This window comes from Bifidobacterium sp. LH_426, from assembly GCF_056356875.1.
The window spans coordinates 150,215-173,831 of record NZ_JBKEVB010000004.1 but is presented as its reverse complement, the minus strand read 5'-3'; the positions used below and the strand labels follow the sequence as shown (position 1 = coordinate 173,831).

Here is a 23,617-nt window from a genome sequence, read left to right as displayed (position 1 = left end):
GCGTCGTGGCCGCGATGCCGCGATGCGGCCGCGGTCGATGCGGTGTCACGTCACGTTTCGGGACTTGCGTAATGGTACCGATACCATGTTGCTCGTCGCCACGGCGCGCGGAGTGTGCGTTGGTGTGTGTATGTCCGACAAATGGCGTGATTGCAGCGATGGTAGGTGATGCGTCACGTACCGTAGTTGCGGTTGCCGGTGCGTGCGATTTGCGGCGTTGCGATGCTGTCGATATGATATGAAATCGATACCACGAAATGTGCGACAGACCGTGTGGCGGTCCCGCTGCGGCGATGACGCAGGCGGGCGTCGACGGGCGCAAACGCTAAGGAGTGACATGTCGACCTTCACCTGGGGCGGTACGGCCCTGTCCCTGACCTTCGCATGGTCCGACGACGAGCCTGTGGCCGTCGCCGGACTGCGCACGGACGCCGTGGATGTCCGCTTCGACCACCGCCTGCCGCTGGTGGAGATCCTGGCAACGGGCACCGGGCACTGGCTCGCAAACGACCGTCTCGCCCACACCGATATCGGGCGCGCGCTGCGCTACGTGAGCCACGCCGCCACGCGCGACGCGCACGGCGACCATCTCGACGTGACTCTCGCCGACGCCGCGCTGGGACTCACCGTGACCGTCCACTACGATCTGCCGGACGGCGTGCCGATGTTCCGCACGTCGGTGACCGTCACGAACGACGGCGACGCGACCGACGCCGACTCGCCGGCGCTCGGCGAAGACGGCGCGGTCGTGCTCGAATCGGTGACGAGCTGGGTGTCGGCGTTCGGCGCGCCTGACGGCAAGGCAGCCGACTGCGATGCGTGGACGCTCATCGAAGGCGAGAACGAATGGCTGGGCGAAGGGCGCTGGCACGCCACCGCCACCCGCGACCTGTTCCCGCGCCTCAACCAGCAGATGACCGGTCATAATCCGCGCGGCGAGCACGCCGTCGTCAGCACCGGCACTTGGTCCACCGGCAAGCACACGCCGCTCGCCCTGCTTGACTCGCGTGAGCTGGGTCTCACCTGGCTGTTCCAGATCGAACACGACGCGGCATGGCGCTGGGAAGTCGCGCGCGACACCGAGGACGGCACCATCGCCCTCTCCGGACCGACGGACGTCGACCACGACTGGGTGAAACGCCTCGAACCCGGTGAATCGTTCACCACCGTGCCCGCATCCGTCACGCTCGCCCCCGACTTCGACGGCGCGACCGCCAACGTGACCGCCTACCGCCGCGCGATGCGCATCGAAAAGGCGGACAACGCCCGCCCGCGCGTCATCTTCAACGACTACATGAACACGATCAACGGCGACCCGACGACCGCCAAACTGCTGCCGCTCGTCAAAGGCGCGGCCGAGGTCGGCGCCGAGATCTTTTGCATCGACGCCGGCTGGTACGACGACACCGGCGACTGGTGGCCGTCCGTCGGCGAATGGTTGCCGTCGAGGAAGCGCTTCCCGAACGGCATCACCGAAGTCGTCGACGCGATCCGCGACGCGGGCATGATCGCCGGACTCTGGCTTGAGCCCGAGGTGATCGGCGTCAAATCGCCGATGGCCGTGACGCTGCCCGAATCCGCATTCTTCCACCGCCACGGCCGCCGCGTGGTCGAACAGGAACGCTATCTGCTCGACTTGCGCGATCCGGACGCGCGTCGGCACCTCGACGACACGGTCGACCGTCTCGTGAATGACTATGGCGTCGGCTACTTCAAGTTCGACTACAACGTCTCGCCCGATGCGGGCACCGATTACGACGCCGACAGCGCCGGCGACGGCCTGCTGGGGCACAATCGCGCGTACTGCGCGTGGGTGGAGGGCCTGCACGCGCGCCACCCTGAGCTCATCATCGAGAACTGCTCGTCCGGCGGCATGCGCATGGACTTCGCGCAGACCTCCCGCTTCCAGGTGCAGTCCACCTCCGACCAGCAGGATTTCCGCCTCTACCCGACGATCGCCGCCGCCGCGCCGATGCTCATGACCCCCGAACAGGCCGGCAACTGGGCGTACCCGAACGCGAAGGACGATCCGGAGACGTTCGCGTTCAACCTCAACACGACGTTCCTCGGCCGCTTCTTCCTCTCCGGCTACGTCAACCGGATGAGCGACGGCCAGCGCACGCTGATCGCGCGGGCCGTGGACGCGTACAAGCGCGAGATCCAGCCGGTCATCGGCACGTCGGTGCCGTTCTGGCCGCTCGGCCTGCCGAAGTGGGACGACACGGTCGTCGCGCTGGGGCTGAAGACGCCGGAACGCACGTTCGTGACCGTCTGGTCGCGCGACGGCGAGGGCGGCGACGTGGCGCTCGCCCTGCCGCACCTGACCGGACGCGCCGACGTGGGCGTGCGCGCGTTGCTGCCGGTCGGCGACGGGTTCGCCGAGTGGCCGGTCGCGTGGGACGGCGCACGCGGCGAGGCCGTCGTGACCGTGCCGGCGGGCGGCGGGTACATCTCGCGCACGTTCGCGTTCGACGCGGCGTGAGTCTCGGTTTTCGCTGAAAACGGGCGGGGCCCGCATTCCATGTGAACCGGAATGCGGGCCCTGTTGCGTGTGATGGGTGGTCTACCCTTCAGCGGCGGATGAGCTCGATGAGGAGGGCGTGTTCGGGGGCGAGCTGCGGCAGGCGGATGCCCCACTGGGCGAGCGTCGCGCCGTCGACGACGATGCCGTCGTCGCTCCACCAGTCGAGCGTGGTGCGGCAGTTCGGGCTCGTCTCGCTTTCGTACAATGCGACGCCACCGAGCGGGCGCACCTGGTAGACGGCCGACTCGTCCAATCCGGGGAAGCGCGTGAGCCCATACGGGTATTCGCGCGACGTGGCGATGGCGGTGAACCGGTAGACCGCGTGCGAACGGTCGGGGGCGACGAGGCCGTCGACGCGCACGGCCGGGTCGGTCGTGTCCGCGTGCACGAGCACGCCCTGCGGGATCGCCGCGCGACGCGCCTTGTACAGGTCGATCCAGCGCCTGAGGCTCGCGAGACCCGCGTCGTCCAGCTTCATGATGTTCCATTCGATGCCGAGATGACCGAAGAACGCCATCGCCGCACGCATAGTGAGCGACGTGGCGCGACGGGTCGCATGGTTCGGGGATTCGGAGATGTGCTCGCCGATCATCTCCGGCGGCACGATGAGCGACGTGCCTCGCTGTATGTCCGCGCGTTCCACCGGGTCCGTGCAGTCGGACGCCCACACGCGCGAGCAGCGTTCCAGCACGCCCGCGTCGATGCGTCCGCCGCCCGACGAGCAGGATTCGATCTCGAGGCCGGGGTGACGGGCGCGCAGATGGTCGACGATCGCATAGAACGCCTCGGTCTGCTCATGCACGGCCGGACGGCCGGATGCAGGGGAGAGGGGTTCGGTGAGGAAGCGGTTGTGGTCCCACTTGATGTAGTCGATGTGATAGGCGGAGACGAGCGTGTCGATCGCCGATTCCACATACCGCGCGGCCTCGGGATTCGTCAGGTCGATGACCTGCTGGCTGCGCGCCTCGACCGGCAACCGTTCGGCGTTCGGTGCGAGCATCCAATCGGGGTGTTCGCGCGCGACGTTGGAATCGGGGCTGATCATCTCCGGTTCGAACCACAATCCGAACTCCATGCCGAGCGCGTGCACGCGGTCCGCGACGGCGGTGAGGCCCCGCGGCCACAGATCCTTATCCACCTGCCAGTCTCCGAGTCCCTTCGTATCGTCGCGACGGCCGGTGAACCAGCCGTCGTCGATGACGAACCGTTCGATGCCCACCTGCGCCGCACGTTCGGCGAGGGCGATGACCTTCTCCTCGCTTTGTGCGAAATACATCGCCTCCCACGTGTTGAGCGTGACCGGGCGCGGCCGGGCGGGGTCGGCGAGTTCCGGGTGGAAGCCGCGCAGGTAGGCGTGGAAGCGCGAGGTGACCTCGTTGAGGCCATCGCCTGCGCCGACGAGCAGCCGGGGCGCGCGGTAGGTCCCACCCGGCGCGAGCGTGATCTCGCCGGCGTAGGGGAGTTCGCCACCGCCGATCACGCCGTGCGTGTACGGCGTGCGTTCGGCGAAGACGGTGCTGTTCCCGCTGAACGCGACATGCGCCGAGAAGACGAGTCCGTGCTCGAAGCCGAAGCCGGGCACACCGGCGCTCAGCAGGGTGGCCGCGTTGAAGTCGGGGCGGCCCATGCGCGCGTTCTTCGCGAACAGTCCCTCGGTGAACGGCTGACGTTGGAACGCGCGTTCGCGCAGATGATGGCCGGTGCAGGTCTCGACCTCGCCGACCTGCGGCGGCAGGGGAATCACGGGCGTGAGCCGCGAGACGACGAGCGGCGTGCGCCCGGTGTTCGTGAGCGACGCGTCGACGCGGATGAGGCCTTCGTCGCCGATCGCGACGGTCGCGGCGAGGGCGAGGCCCGCCGCGCCGTCCGTCGCGGTGAAGCCGATCGAATGGTCGTCATGGTGCGTTTCGTCGACGGTCAGGCGCGGGAAGACCTCCACGCCGTCGCGGGATACCTGGATGGCGGGCGTTCCGGTCCATCCTTCCGCCTGCGTGGGCAGCAGGGTGGGGGACTCGCCGATGGACAGGCCAGCGTCGAGTGTCTGTGGGAACTGCGGATCGACATCCGGGAACGCGGGTTCCGCGGTGTGGCGGTCGTCCGCGGTGTGGGCCGCGTGGGTGCCGTGGTGTGCGTGCGTGGCGTGCGATGCATCCGTGCGGGTGATGGCGACGACGTGGGGGAGCCTGCCGTCGGCGAACCCCATGGTGAGACGGACGATGCGGCCGTCCGCTGCGGAAGGCGTTCCGGAAGGCCGTTCGGAAAGCTGTCCGGAAGGTTCCGGTTGGGTGATGGTCACGGCGTTCATGTGCATGGCATACCTCGATGTATCTGAGTGAAGCAGTGGTTCGACTGTGGCTCGACCGTGTGCGCGAGGGGCGGGCCGGATGCGGTCCGGACGCGCCGCGCCTGCGTGGGAATCGATACCAACGAGGATACAACGTGGAATCGGTACCACAAAATCGAAGTTGCGGAGTTCGCTGGATTTTGTAGGTGTGACGTATGGTGTGAAGCGTTGATAAATCAATATGTGCAACGTTTTACGTTATCGGTTTCAGGCAAACGTTATCATTCTGCGACACTCCATGAGTGGTTGACATGGAATCGATTCCACCTACAATTGCAGCTATCGGAACTTCCGAGGTCGCGGCATCGCAGTGATGGGTGCCGGATCCCGCCAACCAACCGATGGATTCGTCCCGTTGGAGGGCGGGTCGAGGATTCACATCAGGCATAAGGAAAGGCTCAATGATGAGGAACTGGAAGAAAGCGACCGCCATCATCGCGGGCGTCGCTGCCATGGGCATGATGTTCGCGGGCTGCGGCAACCCCGCCGCCGCAGGTGGCGACGACAACGTCGACACCTCCTCCGCCGACTACTGGCCGGCCGAAGACACCAAGCTCGACGGCGTCAAGCTCACGTTCTGGGCCGCCCAGAACTCGAACAAGATCCCGGTCAAGGTCATCAAGGACTTCGAATCCAAGACCGGCGCCACCATCGATCTGCAGACCATCCCGGACAACTACGAGTCCAACGTGCAGACCAAGATCACCACCGGCGACTCCCCGGATCTCATGTTCTGGCAGGCCGTGCCGTCCACGCTGGCCGGCTTCGTCGCCCAGGACAAGCTGCAGAAGCTCGACAACGCCCCGTGGCTGAAGAACTACGCGGACGGCATCGCCGACGCCGGCGGCAAGTACCAAGGCACCTACTACGGCGCCCTCGTCTCCGCCCCGGACACCGAAGGCGTGTGGTACAACAAGCAGGTCTTCGAGAAGGCCGGCATCACCGAGACCCCGAAGAATTGGGACGAGTTCATCGCCGCCGCCAACAAGATCAAGAGCTCCGGCGCCGCCGACTCCGCGCTCTTCGAGATGGCCGGCTCCCAGTGGGGCACCCAGTGGGCCGTGCAGGTCCAGCTCGCCGAAGCCGCCAAGGACGGCCTGTGGGACAAGGTCAACTCCAACAAGGACAGCTTCCAGGGCAAGGACATCCTCGGCGCCATCAAGGAGTACAAGCAGATGCTCGACGACGGCCTGTACAACAAGGACGCCGGCTCCGCGAAGGACACCGACCAGGCCCAGGCCCTGCTCGACGGCAAGACCGGCATGATCATTCAGACCAACTCGATGTTCAACGCCATCTCCGCCCTCGCCGACAACGACAAGACCAAGCTGGACGACACCATCGGCTTCTTCCCGATCTCCAAGGAAGGCAACATCGGCACGTCCATCCCGCAGCAGGGCAACTCGGTCGTCGCGTTCAAGACCGGCGACTCCCAGCGTGAGGCCGCGACCCGCCAGTTCATCCGCTTCTGGCTCGGCTCCGAGTACGAGACCTTCATCAAGGACCAGAACCTCGTCTCCATCCTCAAGGACGTCAAGACCCCGGACACCGTGCCGCAGGCCCAGCTCGACGCCTTCGCCGCCCTCAAGGATTCCGTCGGCTCCATGCAGTCCCAGGCCGTCGCCAACCCGGATCTCTACCTGAACCTCGCCAACATGGTCAACGGCACCCAGACCCCGGAGCAGGTCGCGAAGACCACCCAGGACCAGTTCGCCCAGATCGCCAAGGCCCAGGGCGTCAAGGGATTCTGATTCTGACCGGAACCCGATAGGTTCCATCTTCCACAGGCATCCGGCCGGGGCCTTCCGGAGCGCGGCCCACGCCGCCTCCGGGCTCCGGCCCCGGCCGGAATGCCGCAACACACATATATAAGGAAACGAATCTGATGACGACGACACACGTCTCGAAGTCCGCCCCGGTCAAGGGCACGCGGACTCTGGAGCGCAAGAACTACCCGTTGCGCTACATCGTTCCCGCGGGCGTCATGCTGCTGGTGTTCTTCTTCCTGCCCACGGTAATGAACTTCATCTACGCGTTCACCGACTGGTCCGCGTTCAAGAAGACCATCGACTTCAACGGTCTCGACAACCTCAAGCAGCTCTTCGAGAGCGGCACCCTGATGGCCGACATCAAGGTCACCCTCATCTACGCGGTCCTCGTGGCCTTCTTCCAGAACGTCTTCGGCCTGGCGCTCGCCGTGCTCCTCGAAAAGGACACGCGCCTCAACCGCTTCGCCCGTACCATGTTCTTCATCCCCGTGATCATGTCCGCCCTCGGCGCCGGCTACATCTGGCAGGCCGTGCTCAAGACCGACGGCGTCGTCAACCAGATCCTGAGCTTCTTCGCCGGCCACACCGTCGCCATCCAATGGCTCGGCTCGACCACGTGGACCATCGTGATCGTCACCATCATCCACGCATGGAAGTGGATGGGCTTCGCGATGCTCACCTACCTCGCCGGTCTCAAGACCATCGACTCCGAAGTGCTCGAAGCGGCCTCCATCGACGGCGCCAACGCGTGGCAGACCTTCTGGCAGGTCAAGTTCCCGCTGGTCGCCCCGGCCGTCACCTTCAACGTCGCGACCGCGTTGCTCGGCTCCATGAACTCCTTCGACATCGTCCAGGCCACCACCAACGGCGGCCCCGGCGGCTCCACCGAGATCCTGAACCTGTTCATCTGGCGTACGTTCGGCAAGGGCCTGTACTCCCAGTCGACCACGATGAGCCTCGTGCTCTTCATCATGGTGATGGTCATCGCCATCCCGCTCGTCATCTACCTGCGTAAGCGTGAGGAGAAGATCCTATGAGTAGCGCATCCTACAGCGAATCCGGTGTCAAGACCAACAGCCTCACCGTCGTGCGCAAGAAGTCGAAGGCCGGCGGCATCATCCACGCCGCCATCGTCATCCTGCTCATGCTCGTGTTCCTCGCCGTGCCGTTCTGGATCCTCATCGTCACCGCCGGCAAGACCCAGGCCGAGGCCGTCGTGCCCAGCATGGCATTGCCGAGCAAGTGGCACCTCATCGAGAACATCCAGACCGTCATCGTGCAGGGCAAGGTGTTCCCCGCGCTCATCGGCTCCCTGCTCGTCACCGTGCCCAGCGTGTGCATCTGCCTCCTCTTCGGCTCGATGGCCGCATGGATCTTCGGCCGCCGTACCTCCAAGGGCGTGGCCATGCTCTACGCGCTGTTCATCTCCGGCGTCATCCTGCCGCCGTCCGTCGTGACCATCATGATGCTGCTCAAGATGATCGGCCTGTCCGGCACCGCCATCGGCATGAACTGCGTGTACATCGGCATCTACCTGTCCGTCGTGATCTTCTTCATCACCGGCTTCATCCGCACGATCCCGCCGTCCCTCGAAGAGGCGGCTCGTATCGACGGTGCCAGCCCGATGAGGATCTTCTTCACGATCATCTTCCCGCTGCTCGCCCCGACGCTCGCTTCCTCGACGATCCTCGTGGTGCTGTACATCTGGAACGACATCTTCTACTCGCTGTTCATCCTGTCCGGCAAGATGAGCACCCTGCCGCTCAACCTCTACAACGTGGCGAGCGCGGGCCTGTACCTCAACAACTGGCACCTCATCTTCGCCTACATCATCCTGATGACCCTCCCGCTCCTGATCGTCTTCATCATCGGCCAGCGCAAGATCATCTCGGGTATCACTGGCGGCGCCGTGAAGTAAACAGCGCGGTGCGCTGTCTACAGGCGCCGCCGAGCGGCGACAGCCGCGAGGCAACGATGAGCCTCGCCTCAGGCGAGTCCGTAATTGCTGACCGGCGCCGTGAAGTGAACAGCCTCACCCCTTGGCTCCCCTTGCCAGGGGAGCTGGCGCCGAAGGCGACTGAGGGGTAGTTTCCGCCAGCCACCCACGATTCTCTCCTCCTCCATTCCCGAACGCCCCGACCCCGCATGGTCCTCCTCCTTCGCCTGCCGGGGGCGGGGCGTTCATTCTCTTTCCAACGACCTCCATCCCGCCCGATTCGCGTGATTCATGCGCGCCGTCGCGCATCGCCTATACTGGGCGCGATGGAAGATAGACAGGTTCACATGCCAAGACCCAAGGAAAAGCGCGCGCCGGTGATCAAGGACGTCGCCGCGCTCGCCAATGTGTCGGTGTCCACGGTGTCCCGGTATCTCAACGATTCTCCCCGCATCAGCGCCGAAAGCCGGGAGCGTATCGCACACGCCATCAAACTGCTCGATTACCATCCGAGCCGCGTCGCCCGCGGACTCGTCAACTCGGCGATGAAGTCGATCGTCGTGCTCACCAGCGATACCACGCTGTACGGTTCGGCGATGACGATTCAGGGCATCGAGGACGAAGCCCGCACGCACAACTATCCGGTGAGCATTTCGAAGCTCGCCGACGAATCGACCGAGGCGCTGCGCACCGCGGTCACGATGGTCACGGACCAGAATCCGAGCGGCGTGATCGTGCTCAAATACGACGCGCTCGCCGCACAGGCGCTGCAACTGCTGCCGGACACGGTGACGAAGGTGGTCATCGCCGGTGACCGCGAACCCGACCTCGACCAGATCGACCTGTGCGAGAACCGGTCCGGACGCGAGATCACGCGATACCTGCTGTCGCTCGGCCATCGCAACGTCTTCCACGTGACGATTCCGGGCGGTGGCGGCGGCTACAGCCGCACCGCCGGCTGGGAGGCCGAACTGCGCGCCAACGACAAGCCGATTCCGGACATGATGCACTGCTCGTGGAATCCGGCCGACGCGCGCGAGCTCGGCCACCGCGTGGCGCATATCGACGGGCTCACCGCCGTGTTCGCCGGCAATGACGAGATTGCGATGGGCCTGATCCGCGGGCTCGAGGACGAAGGCAAGTCGGTGCCCGGCGACATCAGCGTCGTCGGCTTCGACGACCATCCGCTCTCCTGCGTGTGGACGCCTCCGGTGACCACATACCGCCAGGATTTCCCCGCGGCCGGCCGTAAGGCCGTGCAGCTGCTGCTCTCGCGCATCGAAGCGCGCGAGAACGGCGAGGAGCTCCCCGCCCGATTCGTCGAACTCCAAGGCGAACTCGTCATCCGCGACTCCGCCGCCGCCCCGCGCGCGTAGGCGCGAAGCGGAAGCGGGTACTTGCATCCTTGGTTTTACGGCATGTTGAGCTGTCGAAAAACTCATAGGACTGCTTGAGCCTGTTCGTTGACAATGCTCATAAGGGTTTGCGGCATTTGATTGTTGTGTTGCGGTGTGAATGACACCGCAACACAACAATCAAATGCCGCTCAATTAAGCGAATTGCGATATTCATCAATTATCGGATCGACGGATTGTTGATCCTGTTGTTGCTTATAATCTGTTGTAGAATCAGACCAGGTTTCATCATAATCATCAAGGTATTCGTCTAAATAGTCAGTGGGAATTGGAGGTTCCAGCTCAGATATGTATTTATCTACTATATCATGTGCGCTTGAGCTATTAGGGCATTCATCCGCAAAGGAATAGATAGAATTAATATAGTCATTATATGCATCGCCAGCAATCTTCTCTTCATCTAAGAAACCATCATATTCATAGTAGCTGTCGACATTCATATCGGAAAAAACAGAATCCCAGTCAGGATCTTGGAGCAGATCGCGGATTCGGCTCTCTGAATACTCTTCAAGTGTAGATTGCATGTCTAAATCTTTATAGCTAATCAGTGAATTCATAATTTTCGCACATGGTTCAATGGTAAAATAATCAAGAAAAGCTTTCATGATATTTTCATCTTTAATCCACTTTGATATATGGTAATAGTTGAATAAGTCTTGGTTGCATATAAAGTCAACAACATTGCTCTCTAGAAGATAAGAATGAGGGTCTCTTAAATGAGGTGTTGTAATATATTCAAACGATTTGTCGACAGCCGCTTGACGATTGCTATCTAGTACGTGATATTTATATATATACCGGAGGTTGATATAAAGGTTTCTTTTATCATTAATCGAAATGATAACAGGATTGCGATCGATGAAAGATTTCAACCCTTTAGGGTCTAATCTTTCGACTTGCTCTATATAAACTGCATGTTTTGCTATTAAGATACGGGTTTCATTGGAGTTGTTGATGAAGTTGCGCAAGTAATCGACCACTGACTGGTTTATCGCTGCAATGAAGTACCCATCAGGTCTGCTTTGACGTATGAGCATTGAGTCGGTCAGTCGCTTTATGCTGTCCTGGTAGTTGTTTTTTGTGTGATCGGCGTTGGTATTTGATATAACTTCATCGTAGGCAGCTCGTAGTTGCTCTTCGTGAATGGCGTCGTCGCTAAGAGAGTATAGGCATAACATGAGAGTCCTATCTTCTTCTTGAAGATTGTTATTGAATTCATTGCTCCATACTAAATCTTGATTCATAAGAGAGTTGAAAACGAATCGTCCGTATTCGTCGACTGTTTGGTAATTGCGGTAACGACTTGGGTTGGTGATGAATTCAAGTAGACGAGGATTGAAACCGCTGCTGAAGAGAATCTTTCGATAGTTTTCCGGTGTGATCAACCAACTGCGAATGTTTTCGTCTTTAACTTGTTTTTTGATTGACGAAATGTAAAGTCTCGCTTTATCTCTTGCGGACATATTGTCCATATTAATTGTATAGAGCTGAATGTTTGCTTCCGAGTTAAGATAATCCGAGAAAGAGATATTTTTTTCGGATATGTCGCGGAAAATGGTAATGCGAGAGTTCATGATTATTTTCTTGTTTCTATTGTATTTGCAATAACGAAGCAAAGATTCAATTTCATTTGCTCTTGAATCGCTTATTTTGTAATAAGCATGACCAAAGCAGTCGTCTAGTATTATTGCTTCCTTCTTGTTTTTGTCTTGCGACATTGCTTTTTTTATTTCTGATATATCATCTTGAGATGAAACTCGAACTGTGTATCCTGATTTAAGCAGATGCCAGCACAACATGTGCGTTGTCGTCGTTTTCCCGACGCCTGGGCCGCCGACGATAAACACAGGTTTGTTGTTTTCAAGTATTTTTATGCAATCTAGATATTCTTTTGTCTCTACAAAGTATTCCTTATTGTCCTCGATTTCTGATATAAGTGCGGTTTCATCTATAAGACTGTTGTTCTGAAGGATTGATTTGATTACAGATTCAGATGTGATCCACAATTTTACATGCCTGCTTACGATGTCTGAGTATTCCGGTTGTTGAAGTAGATGTTCTATCTCATTTAAATCAATCACGTCTTCTATAGATTGTAGGTGGTATGGTTTAAGCATTGCTGCAATTTCTAAGATATTTTTCCTGGTTAAATCTAAGGAGGTGCATACAATATACCTATCGATAGGAGACGTGGAATCTATTTCTTGAATCTTCTTTATTTCATCATTGAGCTTATTTTTTAAGATAGAGAAAGATGACTTATAGTAGTGTTTGCACTGAACCACTATCTTTGTGGAGGCTTCGTTGTCGGTAATATCTATGCCGCCGTCTCGTCCTGTAGCATATGTTCTTAATTTTATATTTAATTTGCGCTCCAGTAGATCACGGCAGAGGGTCTCGAACTCTGTACTGTCGATGTTGCTGTACTCGTACATTAGGCTCCTTTCGCCTCATTCGGCTTCGTTGGCGTTCCATCTCTGCAGTGAGATGGTTCACGTCGTTTGCCGTCGATGATACCTTTGTTTCTTTGTTTTGGTGGCCTGCGCCCGTAAGGTGGCGTGGTTTCTATGACGGTGCTGTTGATTCTGCTAACTTTTTCTACTTGAGGCAGCTCGTCATCAGACGAGCCGCAGATAGAGGGCGGTGGAGCCGGGGATGGGGCGGAAGCCGAAGTGTGTGTAGAACGTGCGGGCGTCGTCATCGTAGGGCTCCACGATGAGCGCGCGTGAGCCGAGCTGTGCGCTGATGGAGCGCGCCCGGTTGATGGCGTCCTGCAGCAGCCTCCAGCCGAGTCCTTCGCCTTGGAACCGCTGATCCACCCCCAGCATGCCGAGCAGAATGGCCGGAATGCGCTCGGGAACATTGCGTCTCAGCCAGCCGCCTTGTACCGAGGATCGTTCCACGGTGTAGGCGCTGAGCGTGTAGAAGCCGGCGGTTTCACCTTCGGTCGTCGATGAGACGTAGACCACGGCGGTGCCATGTTCCGCGGCGGTCGGTGCTCGTCGCTCGGCCCACTCGTCGATGAGCGGGACGCCGCAGGAGAATCCGGTGCGGTCCGTTCCCGGAGGGAGTCTGAGCGGTCGTTGGAATCGATGCGTCACGCCCATTGCGGATCCCTCGCCATCAGGTCGTAGGCGGCCTGCGGGGCCGGCTCGTCCAACGCTTCGAGGAACGCGTCGAATGCTTGGGATTCCAAACGCAACGTGGTGGCATCCTCGATGTCGCGCCGGGCGGATTCCAGCAGGTGACGGGCCGTCCACTGCGTCAGCGTGCTGCCCGTCACCGCGGCGGCGCGCTCGATGAGACGGCGTTGCTCGTCCGTCAGGCGGATGTCCAATCGTGAGGTCTTCTGTTTCGTAATCGTAGCCATGACAGTATTGTACGGAGAAAATGCGTACAAGGCCAATGTGGGCGGGTTGCTGTCATCGGCTCTGGCGCCGGTAGCTTGTCGGTGGGGTTGTCCCTCGACGTGGGAACGGTGTTGTTTTGCGTCGAGGGGCAGGCGGGTGTGTTGGGTGATTTGGGGGTCTGGTTGGGGAATGGCGGAATTTCAATGGTTTTGGGATTCGGCTTTGTGTCCCTCGATGGGTGTCAATCGTTGTAACCGGGTTGAGGGGCAAGGGGGCTTGCCCCTCGATGGAGAAATGCGGGGATAAGACGTCGAGGGGCAAGGAATTGCGAGGATTGTTGTCCCTCGACGATGGAGGACGGTGTTTTGATGTTGAGGGGCAAGTGGTGTGCTCGGTTGCTCTCTGTGCATAGGTCTCTCCCCCAGTCCGCTTCGCGGACAGCCCCCTCGTCAGAGGGGGCCAAGAGGTAGATGCAGACTTGTGTCGCCTAGCCCCTAAGGGGCAGCGGGGTCGGAATATGATGAGGTCCCTCGCGCCAACCCGGTGCGAGGGACCTCTACTGTGTGGTGGCCTCAGTCGCTCAGATGCTCAGTCGCGGGTCTTGCGGCGGAGGATGAGGGTGATGCCGGCGGCGGCCAGCATCACGGCGGCCGCGGCGGCGACCGTGGTCACCGCGGAGCCGGTGGAGCTCAGCTTGCCGGCGTTCGAGGTGCCGGGCTTCTGCGCATTCGCGCCGTTGCCCGCGGAGCCGTTGCCGGCACCAGCACCAGCACCGGAACCACCGTTGTCGCCCGAGCCGTTATCACCCGAGCCGTCGCCGTCGCCCGTGCCGGGCTTATCCGGCTCACCCGGCTTGGCGACGAGTCCGGCGATCGCCTCGTTGAGGGCGCGGGTCGCGTTGGCCACGTCCGCCTGGGTGGCGTTCGGATTCTTCGCGACGTCCTCGGCGGCGTCGATCGCGGCGAGCAGCAGATCCCACGATTCCTTCGTGTAGTCGCCCTGCTTGCGGCCGTCCGTCGCCTTGGCGGCGGCGTCGGCGAGCTCGTCGCGCTGCTCCTTGGTGGCGGGCGTGTTCTCCGGCGTGGCCTTGACGAGTGTGCCGTCGGTCAGCGCCTTGTCCAGCGCGGCAGCCGCCGCGGAGACCTCGTCCTGCGTGGCCTTGTCGTTGTCGTACACGGCCTTCGCGGAGGCGACGACCTTCTGGAACGCCTTCCAGGAGTCGGTGGTGTAGTCCTTCTCCTTGAGCGCGGCGGCCTTGTCGAGCGCGGTCTTCAGCGCCGTCTTGTCCGCAGCCGGAGGCTCCGGGGTGACGGACTCGGGCGCGTGGACCTGCCATTCGACGGCGGCGGGGGAGGCGGAGCCGGAGGTGATGACCATGCGCAGCTTGGTCGTCTTCACCGGAGTCTTCCACGTCGCGTCGCTCCAGCCCTTGGCGTCGCCGGTGGCCCAGCCCTTGGACGGCGAGTTGGCGGTCACCGTGTACGTGGCGTCCGGGATGTCCGTGAAGGCGTTCTTCGCGGAATCCCAGTACTGGAGCTTCCACGAGGCGGGGATGCCGAGGCCGCCGTCATCGGAGGTGAACTGCACGCGGCTCGAATCGATGATGACCTCGCGGTCCCACTCGTAGTCGAGGCGCATCTCGCCGGTGTTCGGCCAGGTGCCCCAGATGTCCTCGTTCGCGTTGGTCGCGTCCGGGATGATCTTGCCGTCGTTGAGCGCGGCCACGCCCTTCGTCCAGCTCGACGCCTTCTTGTCCACGTCGGTGCCGACCGCGTCCTTCTCGATGTAGCCGGTCAGCGGCACGGACGTGTCGGACGGGATGTCGGCGGAACCGGCGGCGGACACGTTGCCGGCCTTGTCGGTCGCACGGTAGTACACGGTCGTGCGCGAGCTGCTCGGCGCGGCGATCGCCTCGCCGTCCTTGTACGCGGTCCACTCGCCGTCCTTGCCGATACGGTATTCAATCGAGGCGACGCCGGAACCGGTGCCGTCGTCGGCCTTGAGCGTGACCGTGCGCTTCGCCTTGTCCACCGTGGCGGTGACCTTCGGCGCGGCGGAATCGACCTTGCCGGAGGCCTTCGCGACGTCGGACACGTTGCCGGCGGCGTCGGTCGCGCGCGCCCACACCTCGACGTCACCCTGCGTGGTGATCGTCTGGACCGCGGCGTCCGCGTTCGAGGCGACCGTCTTCCAGTTCGCGCCCTTGTCGGTGGAGATCTCCAGCTTGGCGGCCGGCAGACCCGAATCGTCCGAGGCCTGGACGGCGGCGAACGGCGCGGTGGTGAGCCACGCGCCGTTGCCGGCGTTGGCGGCGAGCGAGACCTTCACGGTCGGCTTGGTCATGTCGGCGGCGGGCTTGTAGCCGTCCTTGACGGTCACGTCCACCGCGACGTTGCCGTTCACGCTCGCCTCGCCGGGAACGCCGGAGACGACGCCGTAGGCCTTGAACGTGCCGGCCTTCGCGTAGGAGGCGGCGTCGACCGGACGCCAGATTACGGGGGAGGCGACGGTCTTGCCGCCGTACGTCACGTCGACGGTGGCGGGCAGCTGCGGCGCGACGCCGGTGCCGGTGGTCACGCCGGCGGGCGCGGCGATGATGGGCGACTCATCGGCGGAGTCGACCTCCCACTCGGGCACGGCCACGGACGCGTAGCCGCCGTCCACGGCCTGACCGGTCAGATCGAGCTTCAGCGCGGTGGTGGTCACGGCGTCGAACGTGACGGTGTTCGGATGGTCCTTGCCGGTGGTCGTCGTGTAGGCACTCGGATTGGCGACGTCCTTCCACGTGCCGTCGGCGTCGAGGTATTGGAGACGCCAGGAGCCGGGCGCGCGCAGGGCGTTGGAGTCCACGTCGAACCAGACCTTGGAGGAGGAGACGCGCACGGAGCCGTCCCACTGGTAGATCAGCGAGTCGCCGGACTGCGACTGCGGGATCGAACGGTAGTTGGTCCAATGGTCCGGCGGCACGACGGCGGCGACGAGCACGCGGCCGTCATTGACGGAGCCCTTGTAGGCGGGCGTCTCGGTGAACGTGGCGCTCACCTTCGCGTAGGGGGCGACGTTGCGACTCGGCTGGGTCTTCTCGGCCTTGGTCGGGTGCGCGGTGGAGGTCATCTTGCCGTCCTTCCACGTGACCTCGTCGATGCTCACCGCGCGGCGGAAGTCGGTGCCGCCGGCCTTGTCGCCGGTGTGGTAGGTGACGTACCACTTGTCGCCGAACTGGAGCACGGACGGGTGCATCGTGGTGGCGGAGCCGGACGGCACGAGCACGCCCTGGTACGTCCACGGGCCGAGCGGGCTGCTGGAGGTGGAGTACTGGACGCACGCCTGGTAGTTGGATTCCACGCAGGTGGCCGCGCCGGAGCCGGGCTTGCCGCCGTCGTACACGTTGTAGTAGGTGTCGCCCTTATGGAACACCCATGCGGCCTCGAAGAAGCCCTTCGGACCGTTCGCGCCGGTCTCGGCGTCCTTCATCGTGTGCAGGTTCGGGGTGCCGTCGTCCTTGGTTTCGACCTCGGTGTAGGAGGTGCGGCCGGTTGCGGCGTCCTTCTTCATCTTGATGGCGAGCTGGGTGCCGAACGTGCCGAAGTGCAGGTAGCCGGTGCCGTCGTTGTCGACGAAGAACGCCGGGTCGATGGTTTCGATCTTCGTCTGGGAGGTGGTGAGCAGCGGCTTGCCGATGGCGTCCTTCCACGGGCCGAGCGGGCTCTTCGACTTGGCGACGCCGATGGCGAACGGGTCGAGTCCGGCCGCCTCGGAGGCCTTGTCCTTCACTGGGATGAAGTAGTAGAACCAGTCGTCGGACTTGTCGTTCGGGGTGCCGTTGTCGTCGGCGACGACCTGGCCGGCGTAGGCGCCGTCGCCGGTCGCCCAGCTGAACAGGTCGGCCTTCGCGACGGTCTTGTAGTGCGTCCACTTGCCGGCGTCGAGACCGTTCTGGTCGGTGACGTAGACGCCCCAGTCCTTCATGTTGAAGCTGCCGTAGTCGGGGGCGGCCTCGTCGTGTCCGGTGAACACGAACAGCTTGCCGTCGTAGGAGAGGGCTGCGGCGTCGGCCGAGTAGTAGTTCTGCGAGAGGTCGTTCGGGGTGTCGACGCCCTCGTTCTGGCCGATCGGGTTGCGCATGTAGCTCGGCAGCGCGCTGTTGTCGATCTGCGTGACGGTCACGTCCGGGTTGTTGTATGGCAGGTCGTTGTACGCGTGTCCGGCCACGCTGGGTGCGTTGTCGGCGCTGGGCGCGTCCGCGGCGAGCGCCGTGGGCGCGGCGATCAGGCCGCCGGCGAGCAGGGTGGCCGCGGCCACGATGCCTCCCGCGATCGACCGCCATGGGCGATTGCTGTGTGCGTTCATGTGTTTCGCTCTTCTCTGAGTGTGATGGACAGTTGCGATGATATCCGATTGCCGCGTTCGTCGCGGTTCGCTGTGGATTATCGCGGATTGTCGCGGATAGGGGACGACCCCGCCGGGGCGGAGTCACCGGTTTCCCGGTGCCTCACGTCCCAGCGGGGTCTGTCCGTCGCGTCACGTGCGTTGCCGCCTGCCGGCGTCACGCGGGTGACGCGACGGAGGTCAGCGGCCGGTGTCGCGGCGCTTGAGGGCGATGACGATGCCGGCGGCGGCCAGCATCATCACGGCGGCGACGGCAATGGCCGACACGGCCGCGCCGGTGGCGGCGGTGACGCCGCCGTTGGCCTTATCGGTCACACCGGGCTGGGAGGAGCCGGGCTTCTCCTCGGCCTTGGTGTTCCAGTAGGCCTTGTCCAGGGCGTCCTGCGCGGCGTCGATCTCGGCCTGGGTGGCCTTGTCGTTCGCGAGGACCTTCTTGGCGCTGGCGAGCTGCTGCTGCAGGGCGTTCCACGCCTCGTCGGTGTACTTCGCCTTGTCGGCCTTCTCGGCCTGGGCGATGGACGCCTCGAGGTTCTTGCGGTTCACCGTCGTCTCGCCGGGCTTGCCGGGCTGGTCGGGCTTGGTCGCCGGGTGGGAGGCGAGGACCTTCTGGGCGTCCTCGAGCTGGGCCTTCGCGGCGTCGACCTCGTCCTGCGTGGCGTTCGCGTCGTCGTACACCTTCTGGGCGGCGGCGACGACCTTCTGGAAGTCGTCCCACGCCTCGGCCGTGTACTTGGACTCGTCGAGCGAGGCGGCGGCCTTGAGGGCGGCCTCCAGCTCGGACTTGTCCACCTGCGGCTGGACGGGCTCGTCCTTGGCGGCGTGCACGCCCCACTCGGCGACGGCGGTGCCGAAGGTGCCGGTGCCGGTGTGCGGGGTGAGCACGAGGCGCAGGGCGGTGGTCTTCACCGGGGCGAAGGTCACGGTGCTCCAGCCGTCGTTCTCGGTGGCCAGGGCGGCCGGCGAGTTGCGCACGGTCGTGTAGTCGCCGTCCTTCGTCGGGGCGACGTCCTTCCAGGAGCCGTCCTCGGCGAGGTACTGGATCTTCCAGGCGTCCGGAACCTCGAGGCCGCCCTTCGCGTCGTCGGTCTTCGCGAAGTTGGCCCAGTACTGGACGCGGCTGGAGTCGACGGTGACGGACTTGCCGAAGTCGTACTCGGCGTACATGCCGTCCTTCGCCTGGCCCCAGGTGCCCCAGACCTTGGCGTTCACGTCCTGGTCGTCGGTGGTGGGCCAGGTCTTGTCCACCACGACGCCGTCGTTGAGCTTGCCTTCGGCCTTGGACCAGCTGGCCTCGGCGGAGACGGAGGTCTTCGAGGCGGTCTTCTCGATCCAGCCGTCGGCCGGTTCGGGCTCCGGCTCCGGGGTGGAGGAACCGTTCGGGTCGGCGACCACGTGGACGGTGAGCTTCGCGTCGGCGGAGGACTTGTCGGCGGTGCCGGAGACCGTGTAGTCGCCGATCTTCGTCAGATCGATCGCCTTCACGTCGGCGGCGTTCCACTCGACCTTCTCGTCGTTCAGCATGCCGTTCGGGAAGCGGACCGGCACGGTGGTCGGCAGGTCGACGGACTTGGCGCCCTGGTAGACGGTCTGCTCGACCGGCTGGGCGGCGCCCACCGTCTGGTTGGCGGTGTCGGAACGGGCGGCGACGTGGGCGGTGGTGCCGCTCAGCGCGCCGGCGACGGTGCCCTTGACGTCGAACTCGTTGTCGGCGGCGAGCTGGTCGTCGGTCACCTTGCCCCAGGCGACGGCGAGGTCACGACGGGTGCCGTCGGAGTAGGCGGCGCTCACGGTGGAGGGCAGCTTGAGATCGGCGGCCTTGGTGCCGGTCTGGACCAGACGGTTGACCGTGTCGACGCTCAGCGGGTCGACGGCGTAGGCCTCGAACTCGGAGGCGCCCACGATCGCGCCCTTCGGGAAGACGACGCGCAGCTTGTCCGTCTCGACGGTGTCGGCGAACTTCACCTCGTTGCCTTCGTTCTGGTTGACCGTGTACTTCTGGCCGTCGGCCAGCTTCACGTCCTGCCAATTGCCGTCGGCATCGGCGTACTGGAGCTTCCAGCTGGCCGGCATCGGCACGCCGCCGCCGTCGGTCCAGAAGAAGATCTTGGCCTTCTTCAGCGGGACCTTGCCGGCCCACTGAAGCTGCAGCCACGGCTCGGCGCCGGTGTTGTCGCCCCAGTTGTTCCAGGTCTCGTTCGGCGTGTTCGTGTACACGACCTTGCCGTCGATGACCTTCTTCGCGTTGTCCTTCGGCTGGTAGCCGTTGGTGTAGCTCGCCGAGGCGGTGGACTGCGGCGCGACGTTCGAGGTGCCGTCGGACGGGATGCCGTGGACGGTGATCTGCTTCTCGCCGGTCAGCTCGCCGTCGGAGGCGGTGAGCTTGAGGACGTAGTCGCCCTCCTTGTTGAAGGTGACGGTGGTGCTGGCCGCGGAATCATCCACGAACTTCGCCACGCCGCCCTCGGGGCCGGAGACCTGCTCCCACTTGGTGGTGATGTCGCCGTCCGCCGGCAGGCCGTCGTCCTTCACGGAGCCGACGATGGTCGCGCCGGAGGAGGTGCTGGTGGAGACGTAGGCGTCGACCTGCGGTGCCTGGTTGGCGGTGGTGCCGGTCGCCTTGATGCCCGTGTTGTAGGCCTCGAGCTCCTTGACGCCCACGGCCTGGCCGGCCTGCGGGGTGAAGGTGACGCGGATGGCCTTGGCGTTCACCGCGTCGAACTGGATGCGGTTGTAGTTCGCGCCGGCGTAGGCGGGCGTGCGCACCTGGTTCGTCAGCGGCTTGAAGTCGGTGCCGTTCTCGCTGTACTCCAGCTTGTAGTTGGCGGGCTCGGCGTAGCCGGAGATCGTCTGGCTGGAAGAGCTCTGGTAGAAGTACAGGCGGATGTCGTCGATCGTCTGCTGCTGCTTGAACGTGACGGTGATGTCGTCCTTCTTGTTCGGGGAGCCCTTGGTGCCCCAGAAGGATTCCATCACGTTCTTGCCGTCCACCGCGTTGGTGGCCGGGTAGCCGTTGGTCTCGTAGGAGGCCTTCACGTCCGCGCCCTTGGCGAGGTCGGTCTGGCTCTTGGAGGCGGAGTCGACGTTCGCGCCGGACTTGGCGAACAGGTCGGTCACGCGCTGGTCGGCGGTGAAGGTGATCTGGTCGGCGGACTTGAGGTCGGAGCCGGTCGCGCCGGTGATCTTCGCGCCGGACTTGTCCTTGACCTCGACGGAGCCGGTGGACGGATCGTAGACGAGGTGCGCGAGCTTGTCGGACGTGAACGCGAGCTTGCCGCCCACGTACAGGCTGTAGCCGGCGGGGCCGCCGTAGTGGCTGCCGTCCTTGTCCCACACGATGGAGACGTCCTTGCCGTGGTAGCTCAGGTTGTTCACCGTGAAGTAGTTCCAGCCGGGGATCTCGATCGGGTCGAGCTCGATCTTGTCGTCCTCGCGCGGGACCATGCCGGCCACGTCCTCGACCATCGTCCAGTTCGTGGTGCCGAGCTGGGTGTGGTGGATCCAGGAGCGGTAGGTGATCTTGCCGCCGTTCTGCGCGGCGTCGAGGTTCTTGTCCTGGTTGTTGACCTTGCCGTCGCCGTTCAGGTCGCCGACGTTGTTGTTGTCCTCGTTCCAGAACTCGTTCTGGTCCGGGTACTCGTTGTTGCCGCCCTGGTAGTGGGAGAAGGCCACCCAGTACAGCAGCTTCTTGAACTGCTCGTTGGTGATGTAGCCGTTCTTGGCCGCGTCATAGTTGCGGATGCCGGCCGAGTAGACCTGCAGCAGCGGCTGGGCGTTGATGATCGAGAAGTTGTTGGAGCCCGGGAAGTTCAGGGCCGCCTTGTCCGCCTGGTTGGCGGTGAAGAACGGGAAGATCGGGAACTCGTCGGAGTCGGCGAACAGGCGCAGCGCCTTGTTGTAGTCGCTGTTGCCGGTCGGCATCAGGCCCTCGGAGTACGGGTAGTAGTTGTTGATCTCCTTGTACTTGGCGAAGGCGCCGTCCTTGAGCCACTTGTGCTTGATCAGATCGTCGGAGGAGTCCCACAGGTCGTTGAGCACGTCGGACTTGATGCCGTCGGCGATCTTCTGCATCTTCTCGGCGTTGGCGGTGTCGCCGGCGGCTTTGTAGGCCTGGGCGGCCGCGTTCGCGTTGGCCCACAGGTTGGCGGAGCCGTCGGCGCGGTCCATGCGCTGGCCGGAGCGGCCGGGCTCGGAGAAGGAGACCGCGTCCGCGTCGTTGCCGGTCATCGACCACCAGGACCAGTCGATCAGGCTGTTCTTGTTGGCGTTCTGGTTGTCGTTGTTGTCCGGCTCGGTCTGCGAGTTGAGCAGGCCCTGCACGTCCTCGGCGCCTTGGTCGGCGAGCTTCTCGGCCACGGTGGCGCCGCCGCCGTGCACCTTGTAGGCGTCCCAGCCGGCGCGCGTGATGTACTGCGTGTAGGAGTGGTTCCAGTTGGCCGGATCGCCCGGGTTGTCGTGGTAGTAGTAGTACCCCGACTTGCCCTTCTTGGCGGTGTCGCCGGCGGAGAGCCACGTGCCGTAGGAGTACTCCGGGTTGCGGAACCACTTGGTGTCCATCATGAACATGCCGGAGGTGAGCACGATCTGGTTGTTGTAGCCGAGCGCGCCCTCGACGGAGGTCGGGTACTGGAAGGTGTTGCCGGGCATGTTCGCGTCGAGCATGTTGAAGCGGCTCAGCCACCAGCGGTAGACGACCGTCTTGTCGATGTTGTCCTCAGGGGTGTCGACGTACGGGGAGTTGTCGACCCACCACTTGTTGTAGGTGGTGACGGAATCCTTGTAGGAGGCCGCCGGGTCCTTGAGGTCGCCGTTGTAGCGGGCCTCGTACTCGGTGGTGGAGTCCGGCAGCTCGTTGGCGATCAGGCCGAGCTGGAGCTTGGTGGTCGTCGGCTGGTTGGCCGCGAGCTTGACGGTGCTGACCAGCTTGCCGCCCTTGACGGTGAAGTCGTTGCCGGAGAAGCGCGGGTAGATGGTGGTCAGGTTGTTCTTGACGTTGACGCGGCCGGTGAGTTCGGTGTCGCCGTCGTTGCCGGTGGTCACGAACGGGGAGGAGGCGGTGAGCGTGAAGTCGCCGCCCTTGGTGCTGTTCAGGGTGAGGTTGGCGACCATCACGTTGTTGTTGGTGATGTACTTGACCTCGGTGACGACGAGCGACTTGTCGGCGTTGGTGAACACCGTCTTGAAGTAGCTCGGGGTCTGCTTGCGCTGGGAGGCGTCCTCGGTGAGGTTCTGGCCGTCGATGGAGACGGTGAAGCCGTTCTTGCCGGTCTGGTCCCAGTACGCGGCGTCGCCCACGAAGCCGAGCTGGCCCGGCGTGTGGGTGTACATGTAGGCGGCGCGGCCGCGGGTGAACAGGATGCTGTTGTTGTCGGCGCCCTCGAACTTGTAGGTGCCGGCGTCGTTCTTGCCGTCCGAGCCGTTCGGCTTGTTGCCGGTGCGGGTGAGGATGCGGTCGATCCAGAAGTCGTGGTCGGTGTCGGTGCCGGCGCCGTTCGCCTGGTCCTTGGCGAACGTCTCGGCCAGGTAGCTCTGCGTCGGGTTGTAGGCGACGGTGTTGGCCTTCGTCTGCATCGGGTCGTCGGAGCCGTAGAACTTCGGGTACTGCACGTCCGCGTTGGGGTGGGCGATCTCGGCGGCCGAGGCGGTGACCGCCCCTCCGCTGAGCAGCGTCGCCGCCGCCACCACGGCACCTATCGACGCGATCCACTTCTTCCGAGTGGACTTACGCGATGAGTCCATGTGTTGTTTCCTCTCTGTGTGCACAGTCCGCCGTTGCACTGATCCGCGCCGGACCACGCTGGTGTGTTGGGTGTCGCATCGGGCTGGCGTTGTGCCGGGCCGTCCTGCACTGACCTGGACCGGCACGCGCCCGTGTGACTTGTGTTCCATGCTA

11 protein-coding genes are annotated in these 23,617 nt (G+C 63.1%); 5 read left to right on the top strand and 6 right to left on the bottom strand.

Going from position 1 to position 23,617, the window contains the following annotated elements; genetic code table 11:
• The first annotated feature begins 337 nt into the window (after positions 1-337).
• Complete coding sequence (locus AC1AYD_RS05775; RefSeq protein ID WP_476532696.1) at positions 338-2,482, top strand: glycoside hydrolase family 36 protein; 2,145 nt, start codon at positions 338-340, stop codon at positions 2,480-2,482.
• Positions 2,483-2,570: 88 nt separating this feature from the next.
• Here AC1AYD_RS05775 and AC1AYD_RS05770 read toward each other — a convergent pair whose 3' ends face one another.
• Positions 2,571-4,835 (bottom strand): alpha-galactosidase, encoded by a 2,265-nt coding sequence (locus AC1AYD_RS05770; RefSeq protein ID WP_476532695.1) that lies wholly within the window; start codon positions 4,833-4,835, stop codon positions 2,571-2,573.
• A gap of 434 nt (positions 4,836-5,269) precedes the next feature.
• Between AC1AYD_RS05770 and AC1AYD_RS05765 the strand changes: the two genes are divergently transcribed.
• The 4 genes from AC1AYD_RS05765 (at position 5,270) to AC1AYD_RS05750 (ending at position 9,949) form a co-directional block, all read left to right on the top strand.
• A complete protein-coding gene (locus AC1AYD_RS05765) occupies positions 5,270-6,619 on the top strand; it encodes an ABC transporter substrate-binding protein (protein ID WP_476532694.1) in 1,350 nt (449 codons plus the stop codon).
• Positions 6,620-6,753: 134 nt separating this feature from the next.
• Positions 6,754-7,674: a carbohydrate ABC transporter permease gene (locus AC1AYD_RS05760; protein WP_476502649.1), complete on the top strand. Its 921-nt coding sequence runs from the start codon at positions 6,754-6,756 to the stop codon at positions 7,672-7,674.
• Positions 7,671-8,555: a carbohydrate ABC transporter permease gene (locus AC1AYD_RS05755; protein ID WP_476502648.1), complete on the top strand. Its 885-nt coding sequence runs from the start codon at positions 7,671-7,673 to the stop codon at positions 8,553-8,555. The genes AC1AYD_RS05760 and AC1AYD_RS05755 overlap by 4 nt, the downstream gene beginning before the upstream one ends.
• A gap of 365 nt (positions 8,556-8,920) precedes the next feature.
• Positions 8,921-9,949 (top strand): LacI family DNA-binding transcriptional regulator, encoded by a 1,029-nt coding sequence (locus tag AC1AYD_RS05750; RefSeq protein WP_476532692.1) that lies wholly within the window; start codon positions 8,921-8,923, stop codon positions 9,947-9,949.
• Positions 9,950-10,119: 170 nt separating this feature from the next.
• Here AC1AYD_RS05750 and AC1AYD_RS05745 read toward each other — a convergent pair whose 3' ends face one another.
• The 5 genes from AC1AYD_RS05745 to hypBA2 form a co-directional block, all read right to left on the bottom strand.
• Positions 10,120-12,423, bottom strand: a complete 2,304-nt coding sequence (locus tag AC1AYD_RS05745; RefSeq protein ID WP_476532691.1) for an ATP-binding protein — start codon at positions 12,421-12,423, stop codon at positions 10,120-10,122.
• 183 nt (positions 12,424-12,606) lie between these two features.
• Positions 12,607-13,095, bottom strand: a complete 489-nt coding sequence (locus AC1AYD_RS05740) for a GNAT family N-acetyltransferase (protein WP_476544813.1) — start codon at positions 13,093-13,095, stop codon at positions 12,607-12,609.
• Positions 13,086-13,358 (bottom strand): type II toxin-antitoxin system TacA family antitoxin, encoded by a 273-nt coding sequence (locus AC1AYD_RS05735; RefSeq protein ID WP_476532689.1) that lies wholly within the window; start codon positions 13,356-13,358, stop codon positions 13,086-13,088. Before AC1AYD_RS05735 ends, AC1AYD_RS05740 begins: the two co-directional genes overlap by 10 nt.
• Before the next feature lie 568 nt (positions 13,359-13,926).
• Positions 13,927-17,688 carry an OmpL47-type beta-barrel domain-containing protein gene (locus AC1AYD_RS05730; protein ID WP_476532688.1) on the bottom strand — a complete coding sequence of 1,254 codons (3,762 nt, stop codon included), beginning with the start codon at positions 17,686-17,688 and terminating at the stop codon, positions 13,927-13,929.
• Positions 17,689-17,907: 219 nt separating this feature from the next.
• A complete protein-coding gene (hypBA2, locus tag AC1AYD_RS05725; RefSeq protein ID WP_476532687.1) occupies positions 17,908-23,463 on the bottom strand; it encodes a beta-L-arabinobiosidase HypBA2 in 5,556 nt (1,851 codons plus the stop codon).
• Positions 23,464-23,617 lie beyond the last annotated feature (154 nt).